The following is a 26,474-nucleotide window of genomic DNA, read 5'->3' as shown; positions in this document are numbered from 1 at the left end:
TCATTCTTATTCGCAATTAATTAGTTACATTTTAATAAAATGTCATTTAATCAATGAATTAAATAAAGGAGAGCAGCATGGAACACGCTAAAACCTATCTCTTTGTGCCTGGTAATGCGCCCCACCGCTTTCAACATGCCGTCAGCTGTGGTGCCGATGCTGTGATATTTGATTTAGAAGATGCTGTTCATCCTGATGAGAAAAACCAGGCCAGAGAGAATATTATCCAGTGGGATAAAAACGATACGCCCGTCTCTGAAATAAATTGCAAAAGATATATACGTTTAAATAAATTTGATTCAGTAGCGTTCAGGGAAGACATCGAGTTTCTAAATAAACTCAACAATAAAGAGAAATTAAGAAATAATGCAAAATCCAGACATAAAATAGTCACATGGGAAATTGTTTTACCTAAAATAGAATCCGCAGAAATGCTGAATGACGCGCGGGAAATGATAAATCGTAATAGATTGGATAATGTGAATATTATTGCGATTATTGAAACCGCACGGGGGTTACATAATGCAGAGGAGATTTGTGCGGCAGGGGTAGAAAGAGTCGCATTTGGCTCGCTGGATTTCTCGCTCGATATTCACTGCGATCAATCCCTGTATGCCTTGCTGTATGCCAGAAGCCGTATTGTACTGGCTTCCAGATTGGCCGACTTGCCCCCGCCAATAGATTGCGTCAACCCTGACTTCACACATCACGATCGCGTGTTAGCCGATGCGTTACATGCACGTTCGCTCGGCTTCTCCGCCAAACTCTGCATTCATCCTTCACAGATCGATGCTGTTCAGCAGGCTTTCGCGACAGATCGCAGTAAACTAGATTGGGCAAAACAGGTGCTGAAAGCGGCCGAACACAGCTACGCTTTCCAGATAAACGGCGAAATGGTGGATTTACCCGTCATTGAGCAGGCCAGACAGCTATTACGAGCGCAAAATGTAGATGACTAAACCTCTGGCGCCGCTAGGACACGAAGGGGGAAATGCGCCTGCACAGCTTGCCGCGCGTTCCCCTACGTGCCGCTACCGGGTCGATTATGACTTAACGTAATCAATCGAATTGACGAACCACTCACGCGGGCCGTCCGGCGTATTCACGGTAAATTCCTCATCAACCGCTTTTTTCAGCATGGCGCGCGCCATCGGGGAATCGATCGAAATGTAGTCTTTATTGTCACCGTAGATCTCGTCCGGGCCGACAATCCGCAAACGCTTCACATCCCCTTGCTCATTTTCGATCTCGACCCAGGCACCAAAAAATACGCTGCCATCCTGCTGCGGGGAATAATCAACGATCTTCAATTCCGTCAGGCATTTTCTCAGGTAGCGTACACGCCTGTCGATCTGGCGTAATAAACGTTTGTTATAGGTGTAGTCTGCATTTTCCGAGCGATCCCCCAGGCTGGCCGCCCAGGAAACAATCTTGGTAATTTCCGGGCGCTTTACATTCCAGAGATGATCGTGCTCTGCCCGCAGTTTGTCATACCCCTCGCGGGTAATCAGATTGGTTTTCAAGTCATTAACCCCGTTAGCGCTCTAGCGCGTACAACATATCTTCGATATTTCCACGTATAAAAATCACACGTTCATACACAGATTTACAATTTTGGCTAATAATTTATCAACAGACATAAATATGTCATTTCTATCCCGTACTTTTAGCCACGGAGAGCTACGGAGAACGATTTATGTTTAGCTTAGACGCCATTCTGCAAGATCTTGCCCCGCATCGCCATACGCCACCCTGGCAGAAAACGGTTTTACGTTCTCTGCTATTTGAAAATGAAATGCAGCAATTTGCGCGGCGTTACCCGCATTTGAAAGGATTGGATCTGGTCGAGCAGATTCTTGATTACTTCAACTTCAATTGTGAAATGGTCGAAGGGGATTTAGAAAATATCCCCAGCCAGGGACCGGTGGTGCTGGTTGCCAACCACCCGATTGGCTCACTGGACGGTCTGGCGCTGCTACGCACCGTCGCCAGCGTCAGGCCCGATGTTCGCATCGTCGCCAGCCAGCTACTCTCTTATGTCGCCCCGCTCAAAAATCTGTTTTTTTCCGTCGATAACTTCAATAACCGCACCAAACGCCAACAAATCAGCGCCATCCAGCAGCATCTGGAAGGCGACGGCGCTATCATCGTCTTCCCGGCGGGTGAAGTTTCACGCGCCAGCCTGCAAGGCATTCGCGACGGCCACTGGCATAACGGTTTTATCCGCATGGCGAGCAAAGCCCGTGCGCCCGTGGTACCCATTCATATCAGCGGGCGTAACAGCGCGCTGTTCTATCTCTCGTCCATGGTTTACCGCCCGCTGTCTACCCTTCTGCTGGTGAGAGAGATGTTTGGTCAGCGTGACCAAACGCTCAAATTGCGTATCGGTGCCAGAATTCCCTATGCATCCTGGAGTCAGGGCGAGTGGAACGCCAACGATCTGGCGGCTCGTTTCCGGCGTCACGTTTATCGGTTGGGACAAGGAAAGCCCGGCTGCTTTTCCGGTGAAAAACCCATTGCACTGGCCGAAGATCGCGTGCAGTTGAAGCGCGCACTGTCAGCATGCGAAACGCTGGGTACCACGCCGGATGGCAAAGTGGTCTATCTGTACCGTCGCGGTGAAGAGGATTACGTGCCGCTATTACGCGAACTTGGACGCCTGCGTGAAATCGCCTTCCGCGCCGTGGGCGAAGGCTCCGGCCAGCGCCGCGATCTGGACAGCTATGACGATGACTATCTGCATCTTATTCTGTGGGACGATCGCGAGCTGGAGATTGTTGGGGCGTATCGCTTTGTCTCGACGGCAAGCCTGATCGCCGAAAAAGGAAAAAGCGGCCTCTATAGTCACAGTCTATTCCAGTATGGTGACGAAATGGATCCGATACTAGCCTCAGGCATTGAGCTGGGACGCAGTTTCATTCAGCCCAAATACTGGGGTAAGCGCGGACTGGATTATCTCTGGCTAGGCATTGGCGCCTATCTGGCGCGTTACCCGGAACACCGCTATCTGTTTGGTCCTGTGTCACTTTCTGGCACCTTACCGTCAAATGCCCGCGATTTGCTGGTCGCTTTTTATCGGCTGCACTTCTCGCCAGATTTGCCAATGGCAACATCACGCCGCCCCTACCCTGCCTCGCTACCCGATGTCTTAAAACAGTTTGGAGGTACCGACTATCAAGAGGATCTCACACGGTTGAAAAGCATGCTCAGCAATATGGGGTGCGCCATTCCAACACTCTACAAGCAGTATTCGGAGCTGTGTGAACCCGGAGGCGTGCGGTTTATCGACTTCGGCATCGACCCCGATTTCAATAACTGCATCGACGGTCTAGTGTTAATTGATATCTCCCGCTTTAAACCACAGCGTTATCAGCGCTATATCGCCCCTTTTATCAGCGATAAAGCCTCTTGATTGGCCGGTGTGTTAGCCTCTGAAGGGCTAACGCACCACGCTTCCCCGCGCATTTTGTCTCTCAGATCACACATTTCATACGAAATCCCGCTTGCCGTAATTTACGTGATCAACTGAACGCTTTTCCTGCCGATATTAAAGATATTCTTATCTATATGTTTTTGAGCGCGGGAGTGGCCGATGTATCCCGAAAATGCGAAACATAGCTATAATACCTTGTCATTACTTGCATCGGTTACGATAGCAAGCCCTCTCCGTTATACCTTCATAGCATGTCAAAAAATTAAGGATGTTTATGAATATGCTGAACAGAATCAAACTCGGCAAGATGCTGGGTATGGGATTTTCTCTGGTTATCATCATCTGCCTGATGGTGGCATTCTTCGGACGACTCCAACTGGTTGGGCTGGGTAACGACATCGACCGCCTTTCCGGCACCACGCTAGCGAATATGTTATTGATTCAGGAAGTGAAAGCCGGTTTTGACGCCAATGCTCGCCTGATCCGTAACATTGCAATCAGCACTAACCCTGAGCAAATCAGGCAGGAAAAGCAGTTCGTCGATGAGCAAATCGCCCGTAATACTGCCAACCTGAAAAAGCTGGGACAGCAGTTGGATACCGAAGGCACCAGCGCGCTGCTGAAACAGTTTCAGGATACCCGCCCGCCGTACCTTGCGGCCTTTTTGAAAGCGATGGATCTGGTGCAATCCACCGATCCACAACTGCGTTTACAGGGTAACGCGATTATTCTCAATGAGATGCAGACGGCACAAAACGCGCTGTTCAAAGTGCTGGACGCGATGATGGCCTCACAGCAACAGGATACCAACGAGATTGTCAGCCACGCCAAGCATGGCGCACAGTCCGGCAGCGTCATCATGCTGGTTCTCTCTCTTGCCGCTACCGCGATGGCCGCCGTCGTAGCCTGGCTGATTACCCGCACGTTGAAAAACCAACTGGGTGGCGAACCGCTCTACGCGACCCACATTGCCCGACAGGTGGCCGATGGCGATCTGGCCGTCGATATCCACATCAAGCCGGACGACCACAGCAGCCTGTTAGCCACCATGCATCACATGAGTAATAACCTCGGTGATATCGTCGAGCAAGTGCGACAGAGCAGCGAAGCCATCGCTTCCGGTTCCAGCCAAATCGCCGCTGGCAGCGAGAATCTCAGCCAACGTACAGAAGAGCAGGCAGCCAGCTTGCAGCAAACAGCAGCGTCTATGGAGCAGATGAGCCAGGCGATTCGTCAAAATGCGCATACCGTACGTAGCGTCACTCAACTTGCCAGCCAGGCCAGCGAAACGGCGACCAAGGGCGGCGAGGCGATCGGCGATATGGTGATTACCATGAAAGAGATCTCCGACAGCTCACACAAAATCCGCGACATTATTAGCGTCATTGACGGCATCGCTTTCCAGACCAACATTCTGGCGCTGAATGCGGCAGTCGAAGCCGCACGCGCAGGTGAACAAGGCCGCGGCTTCGCCGTGGTCGCTGGAGAAGTGCGTTCGCTGGCACAGCGTTCCGCGTCTGCCGCCAAAGAAATCGCGGTGCTGATCAACACCAGCGTCGAAAAAGTGGAAGCGGGCAACCGTCTGGTTGAAGATACCGGCAGCACCATTGATAAGCTGGTACATCAGGCACGCAGCGTGGCAGATTTAATCAGCGAGATCGGGACAACAACGCAGGAGCAGGAATCCGGCATTTCGCAAATTCATGATGCGGTGAACCAGCTCGATCAAGTCACTCAGCAGAACGCGACGCTGGTGGAAGAATCCGCCAATGCGGCAACCAGCCTGCGCGAACAGTCATCGCATCTGGTGACGCTCATGAACCATTTCCACCTACGCGGCACGCCAGCAACACGTCCGGCACCGACGGCGAAGAAAGTACAACCGGCCCGTTTAGCACTCGCGCCGGTCGGCAACACACAGGATAACTGGGAAAAATTCTAGGCTTATCCCTGTCTGCCATCACCATGATGCCACAGCATAGGCATCATGGTGATCATCACATCATTGCCCTAATTGGAAACTTTTTGGAAATGCCAGTCTTTTTTGGAAACGTAATCACGGCGCGGCTGTCCGGTATAAACCTGGCGCGGACGGTAAATGCTGATCTCTTCCTGCTTGTGCATCTCATCCCAATGCGCGATCCAACCAATCGTCCTGCCGACGGTGGAAATCACCGTAAACATTGACGGTGGCAGCCCCATCGCTTTCAGAATAACCGACGTATAAAAATCGACGCTAGGATAGAGTTTATTCTCCAGAAAATAGGCATCGGTCATGGCGATATGTTCCAGCTCCATCGCCACCTGCAACAGGCTGTCTTCCGTACCAAGTTCATTGAGCACTTCGTAACAGGTTTTACGCAGAATCGCCGCGCGGGGATCGAAATGCTGGTAGACAGAGTTGCCGAATCCCATCAGACGGAACGAATCACAGCGATCTTTCGCACGTCGTACGAATTCTGGAACCCGATCGACCGTTTTGATCTCTTCCAGCATGCGCATACAGGCTTCGTTCGCCCCGCCGTGCAGCGGCCCCCACATCGATGCCAGACCGGCAGCAATACAGGCAAACGGATTCGCACCGGAAGAACCAGACGCTCTGACCGCCATCGTAGACGGGCATTGACCGTGATCGGCATGCAGAATCAGGATACGGTTCATCGCCCGTTCCAGCACCGGATTCACTTCATATTTTTCCGCCGGAATCGAAAACAGCATGTGCAGGAAGTTGCCGGTATAGGAGAGAGAATTACGCGGATAGACGGACGGCTGCTCAATGGAATATTTGTAGCACATCGCCGCCAGCGTCGGCATTTTCGACAGCAGCCGCACCGCCGCCAGCTCGCGATGCTCCGCATTATGGATATCCAATACATCATGATAGAACGCAGCCAGCGCGCCCACCACCGCACACATCAGCGCCATCGGGTGAGAATCGCGACGAAAGCCACTGAACATACGGGAAATTTGCTCATGCACCAGCGTATGGCGGGTAATGTTGTCGGCAAATTTCGCATAGGCGTCCGCCGAAGGCGCTTCGCCATGCAGCAGGATGTAACAGACTTCAGTAAAGTCACACTGTTCAGCAAGCTGTTCGACAGGAAAACCCCGATGCAGCAGCACACTATTTACCGCATCAATATAGGTAATCGCCGACTCACACCCTGCCGTATTGGCAAAACCGGGATCATAGCTACACAGCCCATGTTCACCGAGTGGGCGGATATCCACCGCCGTTTTCCCCAGCACGCCGGAACGCATTTCCAGCGTAATACTCGCCTGCCCTTCTGCCGTCAACGTGGACGTTCTGACTGTCATGAACCTTTCTCCTGCCCGATTAATCATGTTGTTCTCGTTCGCTCTCACGGGCTTCTGGATAGGTTATTCCGTGCTACACACCCTGATTAACGCGACGCTCAATACAAAACGGCACTCAATTGACCGTGAAACAAGCCAACGTATGTCATACGCTAAAATCGTGCGTGGATTGCAAGAATCTGACGGAATATTGATTTAGGTAAATTTTACCGCGCCTCTTTCCCCTTCACCGATCGTAATCCGGCGAACAGCGCCGTCATCGTCCCCGTATTCCAGACGGTGACGGCTGGCATTTTGCACGCTCAATCCGTATAACTGTCCTCACTTGTTTCACCCACGACTTATTTACTCCACTACTTTTTATTCCACTAATGTGATGACGACTGATATCAGACCTATGAATGATTCATTAAGCCACATCATCGCCAGCGAATTGCAGGCGCGTACGGAGCAGGTGGACGCCGCAGTCCGTCTGCTGGATGAAGGAAATACCGTCCCTTTTATCGCCCGTTACCGTAAAGAAGTGACCGGCGGGCTGGATGACACCCAGTTGCGCCAGCTCGAAACGCGCCTCGGCTACCTGCGTGAACTGGAAGATCGACGCCAGACTATTCTGAAATCCATCGACGAGCAGGGAAAATTAACCCCACAGCTCGCGACTGCCATTAACGGCACGCTGAGCAAAACCGAGCTGGAAGATCTCTATCTGCCGTATAAACCTAAGCGCCGCACGCGTGGACAAATCGCGATTGAAGCCGGTTTGGAACCGCTGGCCGACGGCCTGTGGCAAGACCCGAGCCAGGATCCGGAACTGACGGCACAGGCTTATGTCGATGCCGAGAAAGGTGTGGCGGACGTGAAAGCTGCACTGGATGGCGCACGTTACATCCTGATGGAGCGCTTTGCCGAAGACGCGACGCTGCTGGCAAAAGTGCGTAATTATCTGTGGAAAAATGCGCATCTGGTTTCCCGCGTCGTGGAAGGGAAAGAAGAAGAAGGTGCGAAGTTCCGCGACTATTTCGATCATCACGAACCGATTGCTCAGGTGCCTTCACACCGCGCACTGGCCATGTTCCGTGGACGCAATGAAGGCGTGCTGCAACTGGCGCTGAACGCCGATCCGCAACATGAAGAAGCGCCGCGTGAGAGCTACTGCGAACAGATTATTATCGACCACCTGAATCTGCGTTTGGGGAATGCGGCAGCAGACAGCTGGCGACGCGCCGTGATTAGCTGGACGTGGCGCATTAAAGTCCTGCTGCACCTTGAAACCGAACTGATGGGCAGCGTGCGTGAAAAAGCCGAAGACGAAGCGATCAACGTCTTTGCCCGCAACATGCACGACCTGCTGATGGCCGCGCCGGCGGGCATGCGCGCCACGATGGGTCTCGATCCTGGCCTGCGTACTGGCGTAAAAGTTGCGGTGGTGGATGCCACTGGCAAGCTGGTCGCGACCGACACGATTTATCCACATACCGGTCAGGCGGCTAAAGCGGCGACGTCAGTGGCCGCGCTGTGCCGCAAATATCAGGTTGAGCTGGTGGCGATTGGCAACGGAACCGCCTCACGTGAAACCGAGCGTTTCTTCCTCGATACACAGAAACAGTTCCCGGATATCAACGCGCAGAAAGTGATCGTCAGTGAAGCTGGTGCGTCGGTGTACTCCGCGTCCGAGCTGGCCGCGCAGGAATTCCCCGATCTGGATGTATCACTGCGCGGTGCCGTGTCCATCGCCCGTCGTTTGCAGGATCCGCTGGCGGAGCTGGTGAAGATCGATCCGAAATCCATCGGCGTTGGTCAGTATCAGCATGACGTGAGCCAAAGCCTGCTGGCGAAGAAACTGGATGCAGTGGTCGAAGACTGCGTAAACGCCGTCGGCGTTGATCTGAACACCGCCTCCGTCGCGCTGCTGACACGTGTTGCAGGGCTGACGCGCATGATGGCGCAAAATATTGTGACCTGGCGTGATGAGAACGGCCGCTTCCACAACCGTGAACAGTTGCTGAAAGTCAGCCGGCTGGGGCCAAAGGCCTTTGAGCAATGCGCGGGCTTCCTGCGTATTAACCACGGCGATAACCCGCTGGATGCTTCTACCGTTCACCCGGAAGCCTATCCGGTCGTAGAACGCATTCTGGCCGCGACCGAACAGGCATTGCAGGCGCTGATGGGGAATCCAAACGCGCTGCGTAACCTGAAACCAGCTGATTTCACCGATGAGCGTTTCGGCGTACCGACGGTGACCGACATCATCAAAGAGCTGGAGAAACCAGGCCGCGATCCGCGCCCTGAGTTCAAAACCGCCAGCTTCGCCGAGGGCGTAGAAACCTTAAACGATCTGCTGCCGGGTATGATTCTGGAAGGTGCGGTCACCAACGTCACCAACTTTGGCGCGTTTGTGGATATCGGCGTTCATCAGGACGGGTTGGTACACATTTCATCACTGGCCGATCATTTCGTTGATGACCCACACAAGGTCGTGAAAGCGGGCGACATCGTGAAAGTGAAAGTGATGGAAGTGGACCTGCAGCGCAAGCGCATCGCACTGACCATGCGCCTTGATGAGCAACCGGGTGAGACGTCATCACGCCGTGGCGGTGGCACAGCTCGCGGTGATAACAACGCCTCACCGCGTCAGTCGACAGGCAAATCACGTCCTCGTCCAGCGAATACACCGGCTACAGGTAATAGCGCGATGGGTGATGCGTTAGCCGCCGCCTTTAAAAAACGTTAATCCTCGTTCTTCTACTACTTAAGACATTCCTGACCTTGTGAAAATAAGGTCAGGAATATTTCCCGCCAAAATATCGCTATTTTGTTTCCCTAATAAAACTACGTTTCATTTATATTGAAATATTCAACCATTTCACGGTTATTTTGTGATCTGCATCTAGGTAAATAAATTACCGTTGCGTTATTATTGTTCTATATAGGAAACCATAGTTTTATATATAGAACAATCATGAATATATTCCAACAACTCGAACACAGTAAAGCGCCTGCGGCCGTCCGTTTAGTGATGGTTCTTGACTACATCGCCAAACGCGACGAAGCCAGCTTCACTGAGATCTGTACTGATTTATCTATCCCGAAAAGCAGCGTACATCATCTACTGGAAGTGCTGGTGGTCACTCAACTGCTGCGTCAGCGTGCCGACGGACGTTATGTTTTAGGATTGAGACTGTTTGAGTTGGGCGGTTTGGTCATAAAGAATATCGATCTGCGTAAAGACACTATTAACTTTATGCATGAATTAGTTAAAGAGACGGAATTAACCTGCCATCTCGGTATTTTGGACGGCGATAACGGTTTCTTCCTGAGTAAAGTGGAATCTCCCAAGGCTATTGTAAAAACATCCTGGGAAGGTAAGAAAATTGTTTTTAACCGTATGTCTCTGGGAAAAGTGTTATTAGCCTGGCTGCCACAGGAAAGAATTGAATCGCTCATTGCCGATTGTACCTTCGAGTATCTGACACCCCGGACGATTACCAATAAAGAAGCGTTCCTACAGCACCTGAAAATCGTCAAAGAACAGGGCTGGGCCATAGATGACGGCGAAGATATAGAAGAAATCTGCTGCATGGCCGCGCCGATTTTTAATCAAAACGGTGAAGTGATTGCCGCCATCGGCGTTAACGGTATGCAATCACAATATGCGAATGGAAAAAAAGAGAAGCATCTGGCAAGCCTGATTAAAACCAGCAAAGCAATTACCGCTCATATTAATAGCCGGAATATTGATATCAGATAATTTATTGCTCAAGAACAGCCATATACCCTAAATAATTCGAGTTTCAGGAAGGCGGCAAGAGAAGGAATCCCGATGAGCTTACTCAGGTAAGTGATTCGGGTGACTGAACGCGGCCAACGCACATGCAACTTGAAGTATGACGGGTATAGTCAATTTTAATGAGTGACGTATTGAACGTCATTCAGTAATCGTCACGACATAAAAACTGTAAGCGCGAATTACGCATTACGGAAAGGCCATCTATACCTGAAAAATGGCTAATTACATAATTATCAGAAAAACGAAGAGTATTCATTATCAATTTAATAATAAGGGTAACCATCTTCACTATTTAATGGAATCGGGTAATAACCGCTTAGATTTTATTTACATATATTACTTTATATCAAACATCTTTCTGCTTTCACTGAAAGCGGGTTGAACATGCTTTTATCTTCTAATGAGGTCTTTTATGAAAATCAAACAAGCTATTGATAAAATCCCAGGGGGATTAATGCTGGTGCCGCTCTTTTTGGGCGCACTCTGTAATACCTTTACGCCAGGCGCAGGGAAATATTTAGGGTCTTTCAGCAACGGCCTGATTACCGGCACGATCCCCATTCTGGCGGTCTGGTTTTTCTGCATGGGCGCGTCCATTGAACTTAAAGCGACGGGAACAATGTTGAAAAAATCAGGCGTTCTGGTGATAACCAAACTCGCCACCGCCTGGGTTGTCGCGCTGATCGCAGGCACGTTCCTGCCGGGGGATGGTATCCAAAACGGCTTGCTGGCCGGGATCTCCGTGTTGGCCCTGGTCGCGGCAATGGACATGACAAACGGTGGTTTGTATGCCGCATTGATGAACCAATACGGTTCGAAAGAAGAAGCAGGCGCGTTCGTGCTGATGTCTCTGGAATCCGGCCCGTTAATGACTATGGTTATTCTGGGGGCCAGCGGTATCGCGACCTTTGAACCTCAGCTATTTGTCGGTGCCGTCCTGCCTTTCCTGATTGGCTTTACGCTGGGTAACCTGGATCCGGATCTGAGAAAACTGTTCGGTAACTCAGTACAAACTCTGATTCCTTTCTTTGCCTTTGCGTTGGGTAATACCATTAATTTAGCGGTGATCCTCCAAACAGGCTTCGCAGGAATCTTCCTCGGCGTATTGGTGATTGTTGTCACCGGCATTCCATTGATTATCGCCGATAAATTTATCGGCGGCGGTAATGGTACCGCAGGTGTGGCCGCATCCAGCAGCGCGGGTGCCGCCGTCGCCACGCCTTTGCTCATCGCGAATATGGCGCCGGAATTCGCACCGGTCGCTCAACAGGCGACAGCGTTAGTCGCGACCAGCGTCATCGTGACGTCAGTATTGGTGCCCATCATCACGGCATTATGGGCAAAACGCTTTTCACCTAAACACGCATAAGAAGGTAGCAAAATGGACGTACGACAAAGTGTACACAGTGAACATGCGAAAACGCTTGATACCACTGAGCTGAGAAAGAAATTTCTGATTGAGAAGATATTTACGCCAAACCAGTACACCATGACTTACAGCCATATCGACCGTATTGTGGTGGGCGGAATCATGCCAGTAGATGGCGAGATCACGTTTGATGACGGCATCGGTAAGCAATTTGGCGTGAACTATTTTCTTGAGCGGCGCGAGCTAGGGCTGATCAATATCGGCGGCCCGGCCAACATCGTTATCGACGGCACAAGCTACCAGGTTGGCCATGAAGAAGCGCTCTATGTCGGAAAAGGCGCCAAGGCCTTAGCATTCAGCAGCCTGGACAAAGCCAAACCGGCAAAACTGTATTATAACAGCGCACCGGCGCATGCCGTTTACCCGACACGCATCATTACGCAGGATGATGCAATCAAAGCACCGTTGGGAGACGTCAAAACCTGCAACAAGCGGACGATTTGTAAGTATCTGGTGCCGGAAGTGGTGGAAACCTGTCAGTTGAGCATGGGATTAACGCGTCTGGCGGAAGGCAGCAACTGGAATTCCATGCCGACGCATACTCATGAACGCAGAATGGAAGTGTACTTCTATTTTGACATGGCGGAAGACACCATTATTTTCCATATGATGGGTGAACCGCATGAAACGCGTCATCTGGTGCTGCATAACGAACAGGCGGTGATCTCCCCCAGTTGGTCGATTCACACTGGCGTCGGTACGAAAAACTACGCCTTTATCTGGGGCATGATCGGCGAAAACCTGACGTTTGACGATATGGACCATATCGCGATGCTGGATTTACGTTAATCCTCTCTGGCATCACGAGAACAAAACGCAACAGGGTGAACCACGTTCACCCTGTTTTTTATACAGAGTCGGTAAGACGTCGAATGACGTCATTCAAGATTATCGCCACAGGTTTCCCTCTCATCACATTCACTGCCAGCGTGCTCACCATAGCAGTGCAATACAGCCGCCAGCGCCCCACGCTGTGCACCAAAGTAAAGACTCTCCGTGATTAATTAGCTTGGTAATAGATGAATAAGCATTGGTATAGAAGTTGCTTTTGTTCTTGCTTTCCAATGACAAAAACAAGGACCTGCCAATGCAACTCTCATTCATCGCTCGCACCATCACCGCCGCTTGCCTGATGTTATCATCCCATGTACTGCTGGCCGATGACGCCAAACCTGGCGTTACGATATACGCAACAGGGGGGACCATCGCCGGAAAGGCAGAATCTAATACGGATACGACAGGCTATAAGGCGGGCGCGATCGGCATTCAGGAACTGCTGAACGCTGTACCCACTATTGGCGATGTCGCGACGGTAACCGGTGAGCAAATCGCCAACACCGCCAGCGGAAATATCGATCAGGCTATTCTGTTGAAGCTATCCAAAGCGATTAACAAACAGTTAAGCGACGCAAACACACACGGCGTCGTTGTGACTCACGGCACCGATACGTTGGAAGAGACGGCGTTCTTTTTGGATCTGACGGTAAAAAGTGAGAAACCGGTGGTGATCGTTGGCGCGATGCGTCCCGCCACCGCCATCAGCGCGGACGGTTCCATGAATCTGCTGGAAGCCGTTACGCTGGCGACCAGCAAGAACGCGGAAAAACGCGGCGCGATGGTGCTGCTCAACGACCGCATCGGTTCCGCCTTCTATACCACCAAAACCAATGCCACGTCGCTGGACACGTTCAAAGCCAATGAACAAGGCTATCTCGGTGCCTTCTACGGTGGCGTTCCGCGCTTCTTCTACCAGCCAGCCGCTCCCGAAAACAAGCCGTTCTTTGACGTAAGTAATAAGGAAGCGCTGGCGAAGGTCGACATTCTGTACGGCTATCAGGATCAAGACAGCGGCCTGCTGAATGCCGCAATTGAACAGGGCGCAAAAGGGATCATTATCGCGGGTAGCGGTAACGGTTCTACGCCAACGCGTATCAAAGAAGACATCAAGAAAGCGGTAGCCAAAGGTATTCCGGTGGTGATCAGCACACGCACTGGCAACGGCTATGTAACGGATAAGAAGAAAGACGGTGCTATCGGCAGTGGATTCTACAATCCGCAGAAAGCCCGCATTCTGCTCTCTCTGGCGTTGTCTAACGGCGACGATATCGAGAAAATCCGCAGCTATTTCGAGCAGTAATCACAGGGTTAGACGCTAATAGTAAAGTATCCCGCAGTGTGAGTCTGTCGGGATACCTTTTCAAAACAATGAATTATTTTCACAAAGATCGAGTTAGTAATCCAGCTCTACCGGCACGGGATAATCCTGCAATTTAGCAGCCCCGCCTAACGTCTCACGAATCGTGGCGGAATAGCGCGTGGTTTCCATTCCACCGACAAGATTATCCAACTCGCTGAAGGCAAAACGTAACGAACGATTGTGAGCCCAATTTTCCAACGGTGTCAGATGATAAGTGAAATACACTACCGTCAATTCCTGATTTACCCGATCGATTTTCTCAATGCGACTCACCTGCATGCGGCCGTAACACAAGTCGCCATATTGACGCCAATTCTTCTCACCGACAGGCGATAAATGGTATACCGTGCCAGCTCCTTCAGGCGCCCCATGTGCCAGCCCCGCCTCCACCAGTGCATATAAACGTCCACTGTTCCAGGGCGAATCACCTTTAGGACTGTGAACTGGCCACTGTTTCTCCCCCAGACACAGCGGCGGCTCCGCATCAAAAAACTCCTGTATGCGTTGCTGGTAATCCTGCTCACTGAGCTGCGCCCACGCACCAAAGGGAGCCAATAGTCCTAATGCGATTAATAACGATGTTTTCATTTTGCCAGCATCGCCTCATCCACTTCTTTGTAGGCCTCATTGACCGATTGGTAGGGCATTTGCGTTACCACACGCTTGCGTTCCGACCATTCATAAAGCGGCACTCCGGGATCGTCACGCGAGGCTTTAAAATCATAAATCGTCAAAATAACTTTTGTTGGATCAAAGACGTTTTCCCCTTGCTTCCTTGCCGTCACCAGAAAGTAATGCTTTCCAGATAGGAACAGTCGATTATCCTGCACCAGAAAATCCGCTGCGGCGGATAGTCGATAGTCGAACCAAGTAAATGTATTGCTGTTGGCTACCGGCATGATGCTATGCCCACCATCTGGGCGTCGGACAAAAAAAGTCATCCCAAGATTAGGGTGAGACGTATTGTTGTCAAACTGAGCGACAACGACATAATCTTTCTCGCCGTCCTGATTGAGATCCACGCGATTGATGCCGTCTTTCAACGCCACTGGAGATAACGCAGCAGCCGTACTGCTGATAGCACAGAGCGCCAACCACCCTATAAATTTATTCCGCATCAAGTGTCCTTACTAATCGAAAACCAATATCTGGCATGAAAAAACCGGGCGTGTGCAGATCGCAGCTTGCCAGACTGTGAGTCCGTTCGAGATAACTTCCGCCGCAAAAGTAGTACATCGTTTTGCCGCCCTCCACTGCATAAGATTCATTCAGCCACTCGGATACATTACCACTCATGTCGTAAAGCCCCAGCGCGTTAGGACGCTTGGATGCCACAGGCACCGTACCGAACGAGGATGAATCAGAGGGGAAATGCGCCACACTCTCCGGCTGTTCGCTACCCGCATAGCGCTGTCCGTAAGTCCCCTCCGTCAGTCCCTTTTTTCCACCTCTGGCGGCAATTTGCCATTCAGCTAGTGTAGGCAACCGGTAACCCGATGCTTGCGGATTCTCGCGTATGAGTTTGCCATTATCGTCTTCCGGCACACTCTTCAACGTCTTACCATCGATCGTAAGATAATAGGGTTGCAGCCGCTGTCGTTCGCTGAGCACATTGGCAAAAATCACCGCATCCCACCACGACACATTCGTGGCGGGATGAAGGCCGCCATCCTGTTCAGACGACAGGCAATCCTCGAAGGTGGCGCCATTACAACCGCCGCTGAGCTGATAGCCGTGCGCTTCCGCCCACTCTTGCTGCGCATGGTACTGCTGATAGGTGATTTCCGTTTTCGTCATAGCAAAAGACGCTATAGAGGTATTGGCATGGGCGGCATAGTTTTCAGAGCCGAAGACCGATCCAACATAGAAATTGCCACCGTTGACAACCACCTCATCGGGAACAGCATTCGCTCCTTGAGCTGCCAAGAGGGGAAAAGCACAGCACAATCCAACGATTACAGTCTTCTTCAACATGGCGATACAGGCTCAATTTCGAGGTTAGAGAGTGGTACGGAGCAACAAGGCAGAATGTAACCATCAGCAATATCTTTACGTGAGATCCCACCCGAATGATCCATATTGACGTTGCCGGACGTCAGACGCACTTTGCATACGCCGCAGTAGCCGGAAGCGCAGCGATAAGGCAGTTCTACACCAGCCTCATAGGCCGAACTGAGCACGCTTTCGTTCTCCGACACAGGAAAATCGATATGAGTATCGCGAATATGACAGTGAAATTTTGGCATTACTTCCCTCCCACAAGACGGCGCAGCAACTCCTTCTGCAAGAGCTTATTTTCCTTTTTGAAGGTTGCCGAGGCAACCGCATTCTCTTCAATCCTGCGGAGTAAATAGGGTAACGACTTGTCGAGCGGGCCATAAGGCAGATATTTGCAAACGCGAAAACCGGTTTGCAGTAGCGAATAAGTAATATGATCGCCTAGCCCGTAAAGCTGGCCTACCCAGGTGCATCCCGTCCGTAGCGACTCACTCTTCATAATCAAAGCGAGACTTTCCTCGTTGTGAGTGGCGAAAAACGGGGCAATTCGATCCAGACGCAGTGCAATATAGTCCACCGCCGCGTTATAACTACGATCCGTTTCCTGTTTAGTCGCAAAACAGCACTCACCCCCGTTCACTCGCTTTTCTTCTTCCAGATAAGCACCGCGTACCACTTTCACGCCAAGCAGAAAGTTATCCTGACAAGCTCGCTGATAGCACTCGTCGAGAAAACGCAGTTGATCCTTCAGATAAAATTGCAGCGTCAGCGTGATCACCGCGCTATCGCGGTTAAATTCACGCATCATGTCCAGAACCAGACGATCTACCGCGGGCTGAATCGCGGTTTGCTCCGCGTCAACCATCACACGCACACCATGGGAGCGGGCATAGTCAAACAGATGTGAGAAACGCGCGATGATACGTGACCACGCGCTAGCGGATGCCTCATCCAAGGCGGCCCCTTCACTTTGCCGGGCATACACGGCAACACTACCTAGCGACGACGGTTTGATCACGACAAAAGGCAGGCTCTCTGTTTGCTGCGACATCTCGATAAGGCGCAGCGTATTTTCCATCGCCTTATCGAACTGCCTCTCGTCATTTTCCCCTTCCACGGCATAGTCCAACACGCAAGCAATGCCAGACCGCGCCAGAAAAGTTGCCGTACTCTGCACCTCCTCCAGCGTTTCTCCGCCAAAATAAATGCTGTTAACCAGAGAAAAAAGACGTCCCCGTGGCCGAGTAAGGCACTTTTTCAACGTAAAAAGTGACAGCCGACGTGTCAGCCTGTGCGTTAGCGTTGCTGTCGCACAGTATTTAAAAAACAGAGTCCTTGACGTGTAACGATTGTAAATAGCGTAAAGATCGTTCGACATGATGGTTCCAGATCCATATCAATCCGGCACGTTTTCGCGCCGGAATCATGAGAGTTAGATATCGGCGGTTTGTCCGCGATACAGGCGACGTACAATGTCGTCATCGTTAAACTCTTCACGCTCATGAATGACGCGACGGTTGTCCATAATCAGCAGGTCACCATCTTCCCAGAAGTGTTTGTAGTAATAGCGTGGCTGTTTTAAAAACGCTCCGAGTTCCTGGAAGAACGCGTGAGTTTCATGATCGGTGAACCCCACAATCCGCGGTTCCCAACTGGCAGGTTGTCCCTCGTCAAATGGGAAATAAATCAGCATCTTTCTGACCCATCCCAGATCGGTGAAGACCGGCACCTTGAACCAGCCATCAGGAGAAACATCAACGTAATAGCCCCGCTCCAGTACACGGACTTCAAATGTCTCTTCTTCCAGTACGCGCAGAAGGTGAGCGGGCATTTCCTGACAGGCCAGAGCATGGTCACATACCGTCGTCGCACCGCGAAACTTGACGTTTTTAATCTCCGCAGCGTAGAGGAAAACCTGATCCACTTGAGACAGCAGCAGACCTCCGTCAGCATGGAAAGGAAGTTGGCCACGGCCTGTGACGATTTTTCCTTTTTCCCCTTCCAGCTTTAAGGTATCGCGGTAGCCGAAACCTACGCCGATTTTCTCATCTGCATACTCCACGATCTTACCGTACGCCGAGTAAATATCGCGGAAGGTGTCGCCATCAATATCAATATTTTTAACAACGACAAAACCCTGACGCATAAGCAAATTTTTAATCGTTTCTGTCTTGGCTTCCAGAAAGTCTCGATGATCGATATACGCGCCAAAACCCGACGCCATGATCGGATTAAATTTCACTATTTCGCTCATTTTCTTCCTTATCCTCAGTATTTTTTGCCAAGGACATTTTTGAAATGTCCCTGAGCGTCACGAGCCTGGAACGCTGCCTTATGGACAGCTTTAGAAGCGTCACGGGTTTGTTCCAGTAGTTGGATGAACGGCTTGTTGACCGCTCGTTTCGTATTGATAAATGCAGAAGCCGGATAACTGGCCATCACGTGCGCCTGTGTGATGGCGGCATCCAACAGCGAAGTACTCTCTACCACCTGATTAACCAGCCGATAGTCCATACAGCGGGGGGCATCAAGCGACTGGCACTGGTAAATGATCTCCTGCATCGTGCTGAACCCGTGTGTGAAGCCCAGAATGGCTGCGCCGACCGAGCAGCCAATGCCATGCTTGAGTTCAGGCATCACAAAATTTGCAGTCGATGCCATCAGCCGCTGGTCGAACATGAGAGCAAACTGAAATCCCATACCGATCGCATAGCCGTCTACTGCGGCGATCGTCGGTTTATTCACGTTTAGTACGGCCTGATACAGATCAATCACGCGGTCGATCCACTCTTCGATGTCTTCGCTGCGCGAAAGCTGCTTCACCTCGTTGAAATCTCCGCCAGCGGAAAAGGAACGCTCTGCTCCTCCATACACCACGACCGCCTGTACGCTGTCGTCAGCATTGGCTCGCGCTAATGCGTCTTTCACGCTGGTTTCCAGTGAGCGACTAAAGGGGTTATGCTTGTTAGGATGATCCAGCGTGATCACCCGAACCTCACCGGCATTCTCTTCCAAAACCATAGTTAGTCCTTTTTAATCAGTTCTTTAAGCTGAGATGGCGTCACATCTGCAATCGAGAGACGGCCACGGAGAAAGGCTTGATAAACACGGTAGGTGAAGCGACTTTTGGTCTGGTAGTTATCAACCGTTGAGCCGAGAACATTCGCGAAGGCTTGATTAACAGAGGAACCTTCATGAATGCCAATTTTCTTACGCCAGACAATGTCTTTCGGAAGCAGTTGAAGCGTATCGGCGTATTCGCGCAGGATGTTTTTGACTTCGTTGTCGAAAATTTTGTAATCAGGATGTAGCGCATGGCACAGCGTGATTAAAGAATGGCTCCAGAAGGGGTGGCGAATATCAATGCCGTAGCGGGAAGCTCCGTGTGTGGCAAACTCCCCCGTCCAACGCGTACGGTACACTTGCTCGGCAAGCAGCTGATTCGGATTGTCATACCGCGCCCCCGGTTTCAGTATGCCGCCAAAGAGCAGATCGGAACCGTAGCCAGTAAGCATACAGGACACCTGTCCCTCGGCCTGACGATAGACGTTGAACAACCCGGATTGGATTTCAGCGGATAAGCCGTCAAATATTTCGTTGTAATAAATGGATTCGATGATGCCGTTGATCACTTCGGTTTCGGACAAAATTTTCACCTGATGGTGCGTCCCGAGTGCATCGGCAACCTGCTGAGAAAACTCAAACTCATTGCTGATTTCCGTACCAATCGAATACGTATTCAACTGCTTGAAATGACGACTGGCGAGCGCCGTTACCAGGCTGGAATCCAGACCGCCGGACAGCGGAATCCCCACCGTATCAAAGCGCGGCGTTAAATCTTCAAGCGATGCATTCAGGTAACGCTCAATCAACGCCAGCAACGGTTCACGCGGGAGCGCTAGCAGTTGGTTGCTGGCAGGAACGGCCAGCGTACGGCTTTCAACGAAGGGGTAACCTTCACTGTCGTGCGTAAGGACATGTACGGCCCCTGGCTTGAGGCGCTGCGCATTTTTCACTGGCGTATACGTATCCGCACGCATCAGCGACTGACACACCAACTCCTCACTTTCGAACCACAGCGCATTCTCACCTTCTGCCGCAGTCACCAGTTTCAAGCTGTTGGTGACCCAGGTTTTTTTTCCTTGAACGACATGAACCGGTGAGAAACCACGCGACTCGGTAATCACCGCCAATTCGCCGTTTGGTTCATCAATGAAAAAGCAGAAGTCACCTTCAGCTAACGCCAGCGCATTCGCTCCCAGACGAGTAAACAGCAACGCCAGCAGCTCGGCATCATTCGCCAGATAAGCCCCGCCTTCCCACACCCCGGCCAATCCGATCAGAAACGTCCGATTGTACAGCGACCCTATCAGGTAGGCCGACCCTCTTTCCATCTCACACTTCTGATAATGGCCATTCTGTTCGATAAAAAGATAGCCATTAGATAATGCTTCGCCCTTTCCGTCGAAGTCGCGTTGGATATTATTTATATCGGCATAAGAACCTTTATAAACAACGCAAAAACTATTGCTCACAGTAATAACCCTTACCTTAATAACAACATGAGAGAAAATAACGTTTGAATTCGTCACATATCATAGAAAAGGCAAAGATAAATATTAACCGTGTAAAAGTTCAGCTAATCGATTTCTTTTAGATAGGGAGTAACTATTCTTTTGGATAGGTTCCTCCCTATTGGCAATGATTGATACAGACTAACGGGCATCAATATGCTTCATCATTACAGGTTCACAAGGGGAGTGGAAAAGATTTAACTCAAGTGCTTTAGTTATAGCATGGCGGGAATTGATAACATCCAATTTACGGACTGAGTTGTTAATGTGGAACTTAACGGTGACCTCACTAATACCTAATATACGAGAAACTTCTTTGTAAGTTCGCCCACTACTAACCAGGAAAAGTACTTCGGTTTCACGCGGGGAGAGTAAGGCATTTCTTGAGTTATCGGGGGGTTTGTCTTGAACGTTGATAGCTCGCTGATAGGCCATCGCTTTTTCATGTACGTTCACTAGCAGCATCTGCAAATCATTTTCATGATTCTTCATACATTTTTCAAAATTCGCATCTTCCAAATGGTTTGCGATACTCAACGTCGCCACATTATTATCATGATCGTGCAAAACAAAGGTATAACCTGAACTTATATCGTGTTGTACCGAAGAAATAAACACATCCTGATTCTTGGCTCTTAGCGTAACCAGATCGTTATCATCCCAGGAAAACGGCGTAATACGCGCTAATGAAGAAACAATTATAGGGTCACTCAGAAACATCTCTTTTTTTATATATTCCTTCATCCATGCTTCTGGATAGTTCGAAATAATATAAGGCTGATTGGTAGAGTTTTTACTCATCATAAAATAAGAAAACCAGACATCACCAACGCCTTTCAACTTCCTTTTGATAAAGGAATGGATTTCACGGTCCATATTAACCCCTCTTACCGACTTTGCTCAACGATTAAAAAAAACAACTATCTCCCAGAGAGTAAATATAATTATATTTAGTTATATCAGATATAATCACTAAGATTTAACAAGGTCGAAAGCTATCAATTAATATACAAACAGTCAACATTTTATATACAAAAACTAAAACCTTAATAATTAAAATGATTATTATAATCATCGGGATTATTTTGTAGAAAAATAATAGTAATACGGCTACAGCTCGTTATTTACACACTACGAGCAGATCGCCTATCGCATGGGTGCAGTCAATTTTCCTTCGTGAAGGAGCCGGGGCGTATGTGCAAGCTGGAAGAAAGGAAAGATAGCACCGGACGCAAAACAACGCGTCCGGTGTGAGGCGGCTAGATTAGCAAGTTATCCCATTATTCCCCACGCAGCGCCGTAGCAGGAGATTGACGGTAGGACAGCATCGCCGGGATCGTCAGGACAACAGCAGCGACCAGCAACAGGAGCAGGACGAAGTGGATGTCTTCCCATTCCAGCGTTACCGGCAGGACAAAGCCGCTTTTTTCGCTCATGACCACTGCAATTGCGCGGGCGGCAAGGTAGCCCAGACCAACGCCCAGTAGCACGCCGACGCTCACCAGCGACATCAGCCCGCTCCAAATCAGCGTGAAAATGCCGTAGCGCGGCGCGCCAAAAGCACGGAGTGCGCCAATCTGTTTCTGTCGCTGCCGCAGGTGGATCACCGCCACCATCGCCACTGCGACGCCCACCAGTCCCTGCGTCCCCAGCGAGATATAGGTCAGCAGTTCACGAATATCGCCCAGCATCGAGTAGAGCTTCACCAGCACTTCACCGGGGAACACCGCCAGCGTCGTGTTGCTGCGATACAGCGAACGCAGTTGATAAGCACCTGCGATCGTTTTCGGCTTAACCACGATAGCAGGCAACCCCGCCTGATGTGCGTGCCCGTGCGCTGCTTCCTCACCATGCTCGTCGGCATGTGAAGCCGTTACCGGTTGAGCGGCATCAGCGTGATGATCATCACTTGCAGCACCTTCCGTAGGATGGGCTTCGTTGTGATGTTCATCAGCGTGCTGTTCGCCGTCCGCCTGCGCGATTTCATCATGCGCATGGCCGTCATGTTCACCTTCGTGCTCATGTGCGCCATGATCATGATCGGCATGCTCGTCATGGTCGTGGTCATCATGGTGCACATCATCCGCACCATGTGGTGGATGGATACCGTGTACTCGCCATACCGCGTTCACCGGCACCAGAATCGCTTTATCCCACGCGCTGCCGTCGGCAGGCAGTACGCCGACCACGGTGTAGATAACATCATCGTGCGCGTGCGCCCCTTCTGTTCCCACCTGACCATGAATCGGGCTAAATGTACTCCCCACCGTCAGCCCCGTTTGCGCGCCTACCACGGCCTCAAAACCGTCGTTAAATACACGTCCGGCGGTGAGCTGCCGCTTACCGTTATCCGTGACCAGCGGCGGCGTGGTGCCGACAATCGGCATCCCCTGATAGAAATCACCAAACGCGACCGGAGCCGCCCAGGCAACCAGCGGGTTCTTTTCCAAATCGGTCAGCACCTGCGCGGGAATCAACGTCAGCGCAGACGGTTGCAGGAACACGGACGACAGCACCAGTTGCGTTTCGCTCCCCGGCGCACCAATCACCAGATCGAAACGATCTGCGGCTTTGGCACTGCCCATGCGCAGCGCTCTTTCCTGCAAACTCACCGAAATACTTAACGCTGTCGCCATCGCGATCAGTAATACCACGACCAGCACACCCGGCCAGAGCCGACGCCAGTCGACCCAAATAAGACGCCATGGAATCATGTACGATCCTCCTGATACGGCGTGTCCGCCACGAGGCGTCCTTTTTCCAGTTGAATACAGCGCGACATTTGCGAAGCCAAACGTGCATCGTGCGTAATCGCGATAAGCGTGGCGCGACTCTCGCGTGCCAGCGTCACCAGCAGATCGGCAATCTGCTCACCGCTATGCGCGTCCAGACTCGCCGTGGGTTCATCGGCAACGATGATGTCGGGCTGGCTGAGCAGCGCTCTTGCGACGGCAACCCGCTGCTTCTCGCCGCGTGATAGCACTTCAATCGGACGTTTCGCGGTATTCAGCCCCACCTGTGCCAGCAAATCCGCCGCCCGCTGCCTGAGCGACGCGGGTATCCGCCAGTGGTGAAACTGCGCAGGCAGTAAGACATTTTCCAGCGCATTCAGGCCGGGAAAAAGGTGGAAATCCTGCATCACCAGCCCGATATGCTGCGCCCGCCAGCGGTCGCGTTCCGCTTCGTTCATCTGCCAGATATCTTGCTTTTCCCACTGCACATGACCCGTTCCACTGTGATCCATCCCGGTGATGGCATTCACCAGCGTGGTTTTACCGGAACCGGAAGGCCCCATCACCGCGACCCGTTCGCCAGAACGAATCGACAGCGCAGGAATATCCAGAACAGCCTCGGACGTATCGGGGAAGGTCACACTCAGATGTTGAATCAATAACTCCGCCATCAGCGCTCCTAAAGGGTATCGAACGTGGCTTCACGCAGTCGCAGCAGGCTGACAAAACCCGTTTCAGGATCGGTCCACGATCCATGCTCCAGCACACCTTCCACCTCAATCATGGTGTTGTTCTGTACGAAGGTCTGACGCTTGGCGAGATAGACGACGACGATATCTTCAGGCCAGTCCGCATCAGACGAGCAGAAGGGGCACAGCGCCATCGGCATTTTGGTTAAGACAAAGAACTGTGACTCCGCCTTGAGCGGCGGTGCCATGAAGCCGCGCATCTTTACCCGTTTACCGGAGAGCGCTTTGACGTCATTGGAGAATTCCAGACCCAGAACGCCATAAGAGGCGTACAGCTTATCGAAGGAGAGTTCAGACTGCGCGGCTTGCACCGGGGCGATACCACCGAGGAGGAGGAGCACCAGCACCGCACGCAGCCAGGAGAATAAAAGCGGGGTTGCCCCCGCTTTGCTGCATTTCGCATTATTCATAGCGTCGTAGGATTACTTTTTGTCCTGCGGTTTCACCGCAAGCGCGTCCACAATGACCCGGAACAGGTCGGTGTTTTCCATGTAACCACGGATACGTTCTGCACCTGGGCCGCTAGCCTGAATCACCATATCGTCAACAGCATGAACGCCGGTATCGGAAGAGCGTGGCAGGATCCCTTCACGGAATACCGCACCCGGCACTTTCTCGTAGGCTTTGTTGGCAACGTATTCATCTTTTTCGTTCTTGATAGCAGGAACGAACTGGCCATCCAGCTTCGGACGGAACGTTTCGTAATAGTCTGGGTAGTTGTTGAAGAACACAGCCAGACGCTTGGAAACGTTCAGGTCATCCGGGTAGCCGTCTTTGTTGGCGTCTTTATAGTTCGGATAGCCTGCATCTTCATACACACCGACTTTCTCACGCATCTCGGTACCCGGCTTGCTGTCATCTACCGTACCGATGATAGACAGGCCATGTGTATGGTCGCCCGTTACGATAATCATCGTATCTGGGTTGTTCTCCACGAACTTCTTGGCGATCGCGACAGACTGATCCAGCATGATGGTGTTAGTAAACGCGCGCTCCCAATCCAGCGGGTGAGAGGCTTTGTCGATCAGCGCGGATTCTACCATCAGGAAGAAACCGTCTTTGTTTTTGGACAGCACATCCAGCGCCGCCTGCGTCATTTCAGTCAGGTCAGGCTGATTAGGGAATTTCTTGGCAACGTCATTTTTCAGGAAACGACGATCCATCACACCGTCCATATTGCCGGTGTGGAACAGTCCCAGCAGTTTGGTGGCCTGTGACGCGTTTTTCTTCAGAGAATCCGCATCGGTAACCAGTGAATAACCCGCCTGCTGGAATTTCTCAACGTAGTTGGTTTCGTCTTTACGCTTTGAACCCGGCGTGCTTTTCGGCAGGAAGTAGGCAGAACCGCCACCCAGCATGACCGTAGGCTGCACGTTGTAGAACATTTCAACGATTTCAGCTTTATCCGCACGGCGGCGAGTGTGGGAAACCACCGCGGCTGGCGTAGCATCCTGAAGTTCAGCATCGCTGACAACGCCAACAGACATTTTGGTAGAACGGGTCAGCAGCTCACCCAGCGTTTCTTGCTTCGGGTGATCCAGTGAATTTTTGCTACGGCTGACGTACACACCCAGCGCATTCACACCGGATTTATGACCGGTCATGTAAGCACTCATGGTGTTGGCGCTATCGGCCGCGATGGAGTCGGTACTGGAAGTACCGCCAAATGCCATATATTGCAGATCATCAATCGCCAGACGACCATCCGCTTTCCCTTCCGTCACCCCTTTGGACAGGATACGCGCGCCAGTGCGGTGCGCAACAGACAGGCCATCGCCGATGAACAGAATCACGTTCTTGGCTTTACGCGTACCGGACGCGGAATAAACGTCCCAGCTCACCTGTGTTTTTTTGCCTTTAGCTTCTGCTTCGACGACATATTTGCCTGCTTCTGGCAGGTTTACGTCTCGCAGCCAGATCGTGGAGGCATTGCCGCCGTCTTCACGCTCAACAAACGAGGCGGTTTTGCCCAGCACCTGCTGGTAATCTTTGCCGTTGATCAGAATGCGGATATCTTCCGGCTTGAGTACTTCATCAAACTCGACTTTAAAATCGAATTTCCCGCCCGCCAACATGGTGGCGCGGTCAATGGGATAAATGGCCTGAGCCTGCACCATTCCTGGCAGCGCAGCAGAAATCAGTAAAGGCAGTAACCAGCGAGCTTTCATTGTTATGTCCTTGGTTGCGTAGTTTAACAGGATATAACGTAGTTACCTTTTTTTACAGTTTGATGAATTTCACCATAAATTATTGCATC

At 51.2% G+C, this 26,474-nt stretch carries 23 protein-coding genes; 8 read left to right on the top strand and 15 right to left on the bottom strand.

What is annotated here, in order from left to right; genetic code table 11:
- Positions 1–77: 77 nt before the first annotated feature.
- Positions 78–959, top strand: coding sequence for an HpcH/HpaI aldolase/citrate lyase family protein (locus I2D83_RS01830; protein ID WP_180779278.1), 882 nt, complete (start codon positions 78–80; stop codon positions 957–959).
- Positions 960–1,043: 84 nt separating this feature from the next.
- On the opposite strand, the gene greB is transcribed toward I2D83_RS01830, so the two are convergent.
- A complete protein-coding gene (greB, locus tag I2D83_RS01825) occupies positions 1,044–1,523 on the bottom strand; it encodes a transcription elongation factor GreB (protein ID WP_180779285.1) in 480 nt (159 codons plus the stop codon).
- A gap of 173 nt (positions 1,524–1,696) precedes the next feature.
- On the opposite strand from greB, the gene olsF reads away from it, so the two are divergent.
- Both olsF and I2D83_RS01815 read left to right on the top strand, forming a co-directional pair.
- Positions 1,697–3,412: a bifunctional ornithine lipid synthase OlsF gene (gene olsF, locus I2D83_RS01820; protein ID WP_181847930.1), complete on the top strand. Its 1,716-nt coding sequence runs from the start codon at positions 1,697–1,699 to the stop codon at positions 3,410–3,412.
- A gap of 295 nt (positions 3,413–3,707) precedes the next feature.
- Complete coding sequence (locus tag I2D83_RS01815; protein ID WP_194431220.1) at positions 3,708–5,375, top strand: methyl-accepting chemotaxis protein; 1,668 nt, start codon at positions 3,708–3,710, stop codon at positions 5,373–5,375.
- Between the two features lie 68 nt (positions 5,376–5,443).
- Here I2D83_RS01815 and I2D83_RS01810 read toward each other — a convergent pair whose 3' ends face one another.
- Positions 5,444–6,751 (bottom strand): citrate synthase, encoded by a 1,308-nt coding sequence (locus I2D83_RS01810; protein WP_194431221.1) that lies wholly within the window; start codon positions 6,749–6,751, stop codon positions 5,444–5,446.
- Positions 6,752–7,148: 397 nt separating this feature from the next.
- On the opposite strand from I2D83_RS01810, the gene I2D83_RS01805 reads away from it, so the two are divergent.
- The 5 genes from I2D83_RS01805 (at position 7,149) to I2D83_RS01785 (ending at position 14,104) form a co-directional block, all read left to right on the top strand.
- A complete protein-coding gene (locus I2D83_RS01805) occupies positions 7,149–9,482 on the top strand; it encodes a Tex family protein (RefSeq protein WP_205947442.1) in 2,334 nt (777 codons plus the stop codon).
- 228 nt (positions 9,483–9,710) lie between these two features.
- The gene (locus I2D83_RS01800; protein WP_015842010.1) at positions 9,711–10,499 is read left to right on the top strand and encodes an IclR family transcriptional regulator; all 789 of its coding nucleotides are present in this window, start codon (positions 9,711–9,713) and stop codon (positions 10,497–10,499) included.
- A gap of 451 nt (positions 10,500–10,950) precedes the next feature.
- The gene (gene kdgT, locus I2D83_RS01795) at positions 10,951–11,907 is read left to right on the top strand and encodes a 2-keto-3-deoxygluconate transporter (RefSeq protein ID WP_181830556.1); all 957 of its coding nucleotides are present in this window, start codon (positions 10,951–10,953) and stop codon (positions 11,905–11,907) included.
- A gap of 12 nt (positions 11,908–11,919) precedes the next feature.
- Complete coding sequence (gene kduI / locus I2D83_RS01790; protein WP_015842012.1) at positions 11,920–12,756, top strand: 5-dehydro-4-deoxy-D-glucuronate isomerase; 837 nt, start codon at positions 11,920–11,922, stop codon at positions 12,754–12,756.
- 298 nt (positions 12,757–13,054) lie between these two features.
- Positions 13,055–14,104: an asparaginase gene (locus I2D83_RS01785; RefSeq protein WP_180779307.1), complete on the top strand. Its 1,050-nt coding sequence runs from the start codon at positions 13,055–13,057 to the stop codon at positions 14,102–14,104.
- 93 nt (positions 14,105–14,197) lie between these two features.
- On the opposite strand, the gene I2D83_RS01780 is transcribed toward I2D83_RS01785, so the two are convergent.
- The 13 genes from I2D83_RS01780 to I2D83_RS01720 all read right to left on the bottom strand — a co-directional run bounded on the left by I2D83_RS01780 (position 14,198) and on the right by I2D83_RS01720 (position 26,385).
- Positions 14,198–14,752, bottom strand: coding sequence for a carbapenem biosynthesis protein CpmH (locus tag I2D83_RS01780; RefSeq protein ID WP_180779308.1), 555 nt, complete (start codon positions 14,750–14,752; stop codon positions 14,198–14,200).
- A complete protein-coding gene (locus I2D83_RS01775; RefSeq protein WP_180779310.1) occupies positions 14,749–15,282 on the bottom strand; it encodes a carbapenem self-resistance protein CarG family protein in 534 nt (177 codons plus the stop codon). Before I2D83_RS01775 ends, I2D83_RS01780 begins: the two co-directional genes overlap by 4 nt.
- Positions 15,272–16,090: an SUMF1/EgtB/PvdO family nonheme iron enzyme gene (locus I2D83_RS01770; protein WP_241007261.1), complete on the bottom strand. Its 819-nt coding sequence runs from the start codon at positions 16,088–16,090 to the stop codon at positions 15,272–15,274. The genes I2D83_RS01775 and I2D83_RS01770 overlap by 11 nt, the downstream gene beginning before the upstream one ends.
- A gap of 41 nt (positions 16,091–16,131) precedes the next feature.
- A complete protein-coding gene (locus I2D83_RS01765) occupies positions 16,132–16,410 on the bottom strand; it encodes a 2Fe-2S iron-sulfur cluster-binding protein (RefSeq protein ID WP_180779319.1) in 279 nt (92 codons plus the stop codon).
- Positions 16,410–17,540 (bottom strand): carbapenem biosynthesis protein CarD, encoded by a 1,131-nt coding sequence (carD, locus tag I2D83_RS01760; protein ID WP_180779320.1) that lies wholly within the window; start codon positions 17,538–17,540, stop codon positions 16,410–16,412. The genes I2D83_RS01765 and carD overlap by 1 nt, the downstream gene beginning before the upstream one ends.
- Before the next feature lie 54 nt (positions 17,541–17,594).
- Positions 17,595–18,416, bottom strand: a complete 822-nt coding sequence (locus I2D83_RS01755; RefSeq protein ID WP_205947440.1) for a TauD/TfdA dioxygenase family protein — start codon at positions 18,414–18,416, stop codon at positions 17,595–17,597.
- A gap of 14 nt (positions 18,417–18,430) precedes the next feature.
- A complete protein-coding gene (gene carB / locus I2D83_RS01750) occupies positions 18,431–19,183 on the bottom strand; it encodes a carboxymethylproline synthase (RefSeq protein ID WP_180779322.1) in 753 nt (250 codons plus the stop codon).
- Between the two features lie 2 nt (positions 19,184–19,185).
- Entirely contained in the window at positions 19,186–20,697 is a 1,512-nt protein-coding gene (gene carA / locus I2D83_RS01745; RefSeq protein WP_205947439.1) for a carbapenam-3-carboxylate synthase, read from the bottom strand.
- Positions 20,698–20,877: 180 nt separating this feature from the next.
- Entirely contained in the window at positions 20,878–21,612 is a 735-nt protein-coding gene (gene carR, locus I2D83_RS01740) for a carbapenem biosynthesis transcriptional regulator CarR (RefSeq protein WP_181830560.1), read from the bottom strand.
- 404 nt (positions 21,613–22,016) lie between these two features.
- Positions 22,017–23,450, bottom strand: a complete 1,434-nt coding sequence (locus tag I2D83_RS01735) for an FtsX-like permease family protein (RefSeq protein WP_181847934.1) — start codon at positions 23,448–23,450, stop codon at positions 22,017–22,019.
- The gene (locus I2D83_RS01730; RefSeq protein ID WP_015842015.1) at positions 23,447–24,139 is read right to left on the bottom strand and encodes an ABC transporter ATP-binding protein; all 693 of its coding nucleotides are present in this window, start codon (positions 24,137–24,139) and stop codon (positions 23,447–23,449) included. The genes I2D83_RS01735 and I2D83_RS01730 overlap by 4 nt, the downstream gene beginning before the upstream one ends.
- An 8-nt stretch (positions 24,140–24,147) precedes the next feature.
- Positions 24,148–24,627, bottom strand: a complete 480-nt coding sequence (locus I2D83_RS01725) for a hypothetical protein (RefSeq protein ID WP_015842016.1) — start codon at positions 24,625–24,627, stop codon at positions 24,148–24,150.
- Between the two features lie 12 nt (positions 24,628–24,639).
- On the bottom strand, positions 24,640–26,385 hold the full coding sequence (locus I2D83_RS01720; protein ID WP_181845260.1) for an alkaline phosphatase: 1,746 nt from the start codon (positions 26,383–26,385) through the stop codon (positions 24,640–24,642).
- Between the last annotated feature and the right edge of the window lie 89 nt (positions 26,386–26,474).

Origin of the sequence: Pectobacterium aroidearum, assembly GCF_015689195.1 — a bacterium.
GTDB lineage: Bacteria > Pseudomonadota > Gammaproteobacteria > Enterobacterales > Enterobacteriaceae > Pectobacterium > Pectobacterium aroidearum.
This window is presented reverse-complemented; position numbering and strand designations above follow the sequence as displayed.

Excerpts from the sequence above, each read along its gene's own strand:
- olsF (WP_181847930.1), top strand. The coding sequence starts at position 1,697 with ATGTTTAGCTTAGACGCCATTCTGCAAGATCTTGCCCCGCATCGCCAT.
- I2D83_RS01805 (WP_205947442.1), top strand. The coding sequence starts at position 7,149 with ATGAATGATTCATTAAGCCACATCATCGCCAGCGAATTGCAGGCGCGT.
- I2D83_RS01725 (WP_015842016.1), bottom strand. The coding sequence starts at position 24,627 with ATGAATAATGCGAAATGCAGCAAAGCGGGGGCAACCCCGCTTTTATTC.
- I2D83_RS01755 (WP_205947440.1), bottom strand. The coding sequence starts at position 18,416 with ATGAGCGAAATAGTGAAATTTAATCCGATCATGGCGTCGGGTTTTGGC.
- I2D83_RS01775 (WP_180779310.1), bottom strand. The coding sequence starts at position 15,282 with ATGCGGAATAAATTTATAGGGTGGTTGGCGCTCTGTGCTATCAGCAGT.
- I2D83_RS01830 (WP_180779278.1), top strand. The coding sequence starts at position 78 with ATGGAACACGCTAAAACCTATCTCTTTGTGCCTGGTAATGCGCCCCAC.
- I2D83_RS01730 (WP_015842015.1), bottom strand. The coding sequence starts at position 24,139 with ATGGCGGAGTTATTGATTCAACATCTGAGTGTGACCTTCCCCGATACG.
- kdgT (WP_181830556.1), top strand. The coding sequence starts at position 10,951 with ATGAAAATCAAACAAGCTATTGATAAAATCCCAGGGGGATTAATGCTG.
- carB (WP_180779322.1), bottom strand. The coding sequence starts at position 19,183 with ATGGTTTTGGAAGAGAATGCCGGTGAGGTTCGGGTGATCACGCTGGAT.
- I2D83_RS01815 (WP_194431220.1), top strand. The coding sequence starts at position 3,708 with ATGAATATGCTGAACAGAATCAAACTCGGCAAGATGCTGGGTATGGGA.
- I2D83_RS01720 (WP_181845260.1), bottom strand. The coding sequence starts at position 26,385 with ATGAAAGCTCGCTGGTTACTGCCTTTACTGATTTCTGCTGCGCTGCCA.
- kduI (WP_015842012.1), top strand. The coding sequence starts at position 11,920 with ATGGACGTACGACAAAGTGTACACAGTGAACATGCGAAAACGCTTGAT.
- I2D83_RS01810 (WP_194431221.1), bottom strand. The coding sequence starts at position 6,751 with ATGACAGTCAGAACGTCCACGTTGACGGCAGAAGGGCAGGCGAGTATT.
- I2D83_RS01785 (WP_180779307.1), top strand. The coding sequence starts at position 13,055 with ATGCAACTCTCATTCATCGCTCGCACCATCACCGCCGCTTGCCTGATG.
- carD (WP_180779320.1), bottom strand. The coding sequence starts at position 17,540 with ATGTCGAACGATCTTTACGCTATTTACAATCGTTACACGTCAAGGACT.
- I2D83_RS01780 (WP_180779308.1), bottom strand. The coding sequence starts at position 14,752 with ATGAAAACATCGTTATTAATCGCATTAGGACTATTGGCTCCCTTTGGT.
- I2D83_RS01800 (WP_015842010.1), top strand. The coding sequence starts at position 9,711 with ATGAATATATTCCAACAACTCGAACACAGTAAAGCGCCTGCGGCCGTC.
- carR (WP_181830560.1), bottom strand. The coding sequence starts at position 21,612 with ATGGACCGTGAAATCCATTCCTTTATCAAAAGGAAGTTGAAAGGCGTT.
- I2D83_RS01735 (WP_181847934.1), bottom strand. The coding sequence starts at position 23,450 with ATGATTCCATGGCGTCTTATTTGGGTCGACTGGCGTCGGCTCTGGCCG.
- I2D83_RS01765 (WP_180779319.1), bottom strand. The coding sequence starts at position 16,410 with ATGCCAAAATTTCACTGTCATATTCGCGATACTCATATCGATTTTCCT.